We start from the raw sequence: 5000 nt of genomic DNA, 5'->3' as shown, positions 1-5000 counted from the left end.
AATTATATATGGTAGATACTGCGATTAATGGCGATGAAGCCTTACAATTATTTAATCAAAACAACTATAACCTCGTTATACTAGACCTTATGATGCCGAAAGTAGATGGTATTGAAGTATGTAGAAAGCTTAGAGATAAAACGAACGTACCGATATTAATGCTAACCGCTAAAGATCATGAAGTTGATAAAATTTTAGGTTTAAGCATTGGTGCTGATGATTACATTATAAAGCCTTTCAGTATTCATGAAGTCATTGCACGTGTAAAAGCTCTTATGCGGCGTTTTTTAGTTCTTGGAAGTGACGCTAATATACAAAAGAAAACAACTCTAACTTTTAAAGGCCTATTGATTGATTTAAATACATATACAGTTCATACAAACAAAGAAGAAATTAACTTAACCGGAAAAGAACTGGAACTATTAAAATTCTTCACTTCAAATCCAGGACAAGTATTTACAAAAACACAGCTCTTCCGAAATGTGTGGGACGATAATTATATAGAAGATGACAATACCGTTATGGTACATATTCGAAAACTTAGAAAGAAAATAGAAGTCGATCCTTCCAACCCAAAATTCATTCAGACTGTATGGGGAATTGGTTATAAGTTTGTAGGTGAACAGCTTGAAGACTGATAAAACCCTTTTCCTTATTTCATTACAACTTATCATTTGCGGGCTTTTAAATATACAAATGGACCCAAGGGTAAAAATATCTTTATTTATTACCCTTATCTTAATTACAATGTATCTCTTCTTTTCAAGAATACAATTCATTCAGCACCGCAAATCAATAGATACTAAATTAAGTCGTGTACTAAAAGGTAATTTACAAGCAAGATTATTTACAAGCAATGATCGTTCATTACATAATATCGTTTTTTCAATAAACGAACTAATAGCTGAATTAGAAAAGGTTCGGATTGAAGCAAAGAGGTCTGAGGAATCTAGAAAAAAACTTCTGTCTAGTATCTCGCACGATATACGAACACCACTTACCTCCATTATTGGCTATATTGATGCCTTAAAAGATGAGGTTGCTGCTTCTGAAATAGAAAAGCAAGAATATCTTAAAATACTTTATATGAAATCAAATAACTTGAAGCACCTAGTTGATGAGATATTCAATATGGCGAAGCTAGATGCTAACGAATTTCCACTAAAAGAAGAAGAACTCGACTTTTCTGAAGTTACTAGAGAAGTTTTGATTGAATTTTTACCTGAGCTCTCAAAACATAATATTGAACTACAAATTCTCATACCAGAATCTACTTTTCCTATCATGGCAGATCAACTTAGCCTTATACGAATTATAGGTAATTTAATGAAAAATGCTATTTATTACGGAAAGGATGGGAAAACAGTAGGAGTCGAACTATTAGAAACCGATACAGAATATGAACTTCTTATTTGGGACAAAGGCCCTGGTATTCCAAAACATGATTTGCAAAACATATTTGAGCGAATGTACCGAAGCGAACAATCAAGAAACTCCTCTTTTGGTGGTAGCGGTCTCGGACTTTCTATTTCTAAAGCGCTCGTTGAAAAGAATGGCGGGCATATATGGGTTGAAAGTAATCCATGGGAAAGAACCACTTTTGGATTTTCCATTCCAAAACACAATACTTTTAAGAAATAGTTAAGAAATGATTAATATGCAGTTAAACCTTCCTGCTTATCATGTAAGTAAGAACTTATAGAAAGTAGGTGTCTCCTATAAATACAATTATAAAAACAACTAATCTTACTAAAGTATATGGCAATCAAAAATCCGTAGATAATCTAAATATTAACGTTCAACAGGGAGAGATTTATGGATTCATAGGTCGTAACGGTGCTGGTAAAACAACAACCATTCGTATGCTACTCGGTCTTATAAAGCCTACAAGTGGAACTATCGAAATATTCGGAGAGGACTTATTTCAAAATCAAAAAGATATTTTAAGTAGAATTGGTTCTATCGTTGAAGTTCCAGGGTTTTATGAAAACTTAACTGCAAAAGAAAACTTATTAATTAACGCAAAGATAATTGGGGTTCACAAAAAGAATGCTATTGAAGAAGCGTTAGAAATAGTAGGCTTGCAACATGAAACAAAAAAGTTAGTGGGAAAGTATTCTTTAGGCATGAAGCAGCGTTTAGGAATTGCACGCGCCCTTCTCCATTATCCCGAACTACTTATATTAGATGAACCAACTAACGGACTAGACCCCATCGGGATTAAAGAAATGCGAAAACTTATTCATTCTTTAGCTCAAGAAAGGAATATAACGATACTCATTTCTAGTCACATATTAGCCGAGGTAGAACAGTTAGTTGATCGTATCGGAATTATTCACGAAGGAAAGTTACTAGAAGAAGTTTCTCTTGATACGCTACGCAAAGCAAACCGTAAATACATAGAATTTCAGGTGAATAATGACAGTAAGGCTACGATGTTATTAGAAAATCAATTTCAAATTTTCGATTATGAGGTACATGATGAAGGGAATATTCGCATTTACTCTCATTTCGGGCAACAAGGATACATCAACAGAACGTTTGTTCTAAATGATATTGAAGTATTAAAAATGATGATGAGCGAAGACAGATTAGAAGATTATTTCACCAAACTAGTTGGAGGTGGAACAATTGGTTAACCTACTCTATACAGAACTATTAAAACTAAAACGCTCTAATATGTTTTTAATTAGTATTATTGGGGCTGGTGTCGTACCTTTCTTAGTCGTAGTAGCTTCTTATATACATATAAAAACCAAACAGCCAACTCCGACTATTTGGTTCCATCAATTATTCACTGAAGTTAACTTATACACTACTTTAGTTATAGGGTTCCCCTTATATGGAGTAGTAGTTGCTTATCTGTTTACCCGTGAATATGCAGAAGACACATTAAAAAATTTACTAACTATCCCCGTGTCACGTATTAGTTTTATTATAAGTAAGTTCATCATTCTTTTCCTTTGGATCATGATGCTAACTTTAGTTGCTTGGTCGCTTACTTTAATATTAGGGCTATTGGGGAACTTCCCTGGTTTTAACACTGCTTTACTTTTAGGTTCTTTCCTAAAATTTTTAACCTGTGGTGGACTTCTTTTTCTATTGTCTTCACCTATTGTTCTATTAACTCTTGTAATGAAGAGCTATGTACCGCCTATTATATTAACAGTCATTATTACAATGACTAATCTTATGCTCGTAAATTCCAAACATAAAGATTTATTTCCCTGGATCGCCACTTTAGATATCGCAAATAATGAATTACAACCCACATATCCACCAGAGTATTCTTATATGATCATTGCAGCAACAACGATTTTCGGATTTATCGCAACACTATTCTATTTTAAGAGAGTAGACATTCATTAATTTTTAGGAGTGAAACTATGAGCGATATCATTATTGCCTTCATACTCGGTATCGTAGAGGGGTTAGCTGAATTTTTACCTATCTCTTCTACCGGCCACCTTATATTAGTCGGGCATTTATTAGGCTTTGAAGGAGAAAGAGCGAAAACATTTGAAATTGTTATTCAACTAGGCGCAATTTTAGCTATTGCAATTTTATATCATAAACGTCTCGTATCTTTATGTAATATTAAGCCTCTTCTACGGAAGGAGAATAAATTCAACGCGTTCCATGTATTTCTTGGCGTATTTCCGGCAGTAGTTGCTGGTTTACTACTACATGATGTTATTAAAACTTACTTATTTCAGCCATATACTGTTGTGATTGGACTTGTAGCAGGGGCAATTCTTATGATCTTTGCAGAAGTAAAAAAGCAAGAGGCAACCGCCTGCTCACTGGACGATTTAACATACCATCAAGCATTAACAATTGGATTATTTCAATGTTTAGCAGTATACCCTGGCTTTTCTAGAGCAGGATCTACTATCTCTGGAGGTCTATTAGCAAAAGTAAATTATAAGACTGCATCAGAGTTCTCGTTTCTAATAGCTCTTCCTGTAATGGTTGGGGCTACAGGCTTAGACTTACTAAAAAGCTGGAAATATTTAAGTGTCGATGACATCCCTATGTTTGCAGTAGGGTTCATTACCTCTTTTATAGTAGCAATGCTAGCAGTAGTAACTTTTCTGAAGCTTTTAGAGAAGATAGGTTTAAAACCTTTTGCATACTATCGCATTTTGTTAGCTGTCTTATTTACACTTTTCGTATTGCTATAGATTCATATAAGTCACATATTATTAAACCGATATTCAAGTTGAAATATCGGTTTTTTATCCATTTCACCTCTGTCTTACTTGAATATAGCATAGTGGCAATCCCTCTGAATATCCTTCAAGCACTTTTAGCCTTTACCGTACGGCACAATTTAAAAATTAAACATCCCTCCATTAATCTAGATGTCTACTGGACAATGCTGTATAGGGATCGTATATTTTTATAAACCATATTCATTCCAAACTATCTTGCACGGTTAGTAATTGATGAGTTAAAAAACGCAATATGCCCCAGTCACATTTATTATGAATTAGAAACTAAACCAATATCGCCAAATAACGATTATAGTTTTATATTCAATGCGTATGATGAACCTATATCCATGATTAAGACATCAGAATACAACGTTCGTCTATAATTGAAACAGTATAATATTGTTTACCAAACACGAAAAAACACAAGTCAAAAGACTTGTGTTTTTAGTTGCTTGGCGACGTCCTACTCTCACAGGGACAAGGTCCCAACTACCATCGGCGCTAGAGAGCTTAACTTCCGTGTTCGGTATGGGAACGGGTGTGACCTCTCTGCCATCATCACCAAACTATGAAGGCATATTCCTTCAAAACTAGATAACATTGCTACATATTATATGGTTAAGTCCTCGATCTATTAGTATTCGTCAGCTCCACATGTCACCATGCTTCCACCTCGAACCTATCAACCTGATCATCTTTCAGGGATCTTACTAGCTTACGCTATGGGAAATCTCATCTTGAGGGGGGCTTCATGCTTAGATGCTTTCAGCACTTATCCCTTCC

5 protein-coding genes and 2 rRNA genes (2 of these 7 cut by a window edge) are annotated in these 5000 nt (G+C 34.6%); 5 read left to right on the top strand and 2 right to left on the bottom strand.

What is annotated here, in order from left to right:
• The 5 genes from NST14_RS01680 to uppP form a co-directional block, all read left to right on the top strand.
• Positions 1-638 carry the 3' portion of a response regulator transcription factor gene (locus tag NST14_RS01680; protein ID WP_229143773.1) on the top strand. 76 nt of this gene lie to the left of the window's left edge, so only the last 638 of its 714 coding nucleotides appear in the window; its start codon lies off the left edge, out of view; its stop codon occupies positions 636-638.
• Entirely contained in the window at positions 628-1641 is a 1014-nt protein-coding gene (locus NST14_RS01675) for a sensor histidine kinase (RefSeq protein WP_000845341.1), read from the top strand. Before NST14_RS01680 ends, NST14_RS01675 begins: the two co-directional genes overlap by 11 nt.
• A 68-nt stretch (positions 1642-1709) precedes the next feature.
• The gene (locus NST14_RS01670; RefSeq protein WP_000074574.1) at positions 1710-2639 is read left to right on the top strand and encodes an ABC transporter ATP-binding protein; all 930 of its coding nucleotides are present in this window, start codon (positions 1710-1712) and stop codon (positions 2637-2639) included.
• Positions 2632-3369, top strand: coding sequence for an ABC transporter permease (locus tag NST14_RS01665; RefSeq protein ID WP_229143772.1), 738 nt, complete (start codon positions 2632-2634; stop codon positions 3367-3369). The genes NST14_RS01670 and NST14_RS01665 overlap by 8 nt, the downstream gene beginning before the upstream one ends.
• Before the next feature lie 17 nt (positions 3370-3386).
• Complete coding sequence (gene uppP, locus NST14_RS01660) at positions 3387-4184, top strand: undecaprenyl-diphosphate phosphatase UppP (RefSeq protein WP_001279966.1); 798 nt, start codon at positions 3387-3389, stop codon at positions 4182-4184.
• A gap of 483 nt (positions 4185-4667) precedes the next feature.
• Here uppP and rrf read toward each other — a convergent pair.
• A 5S ribosomal RNA gene (gene rrf, locus NST14_RS01655) occupies positions 4668-4783 on the bottom strand.
• Between the two features lie 48 nt (positions 4784-4831).
• Positions 4832-5000: ribosomal RNA gene (locus NST14_RS01650) — 23S ribosomal RNA — on the bottom strand (it continues 2754 nt past the right edge of the window).

It is taken from the genome of Bacillus sp. FSL W8-0519 (assembly GCF_038005585.1).
Classification (GTDB): Bacteria; Bacillota; Bacilli; order Bacillales; family Bacillaceae_G; genus Bacillus_A; species Bacillus_A paranthracis.
Note: the sequence above shows the minus strand (reverse complement) of the source record. Positions and strands in the feature narration are given on the sequence as shown.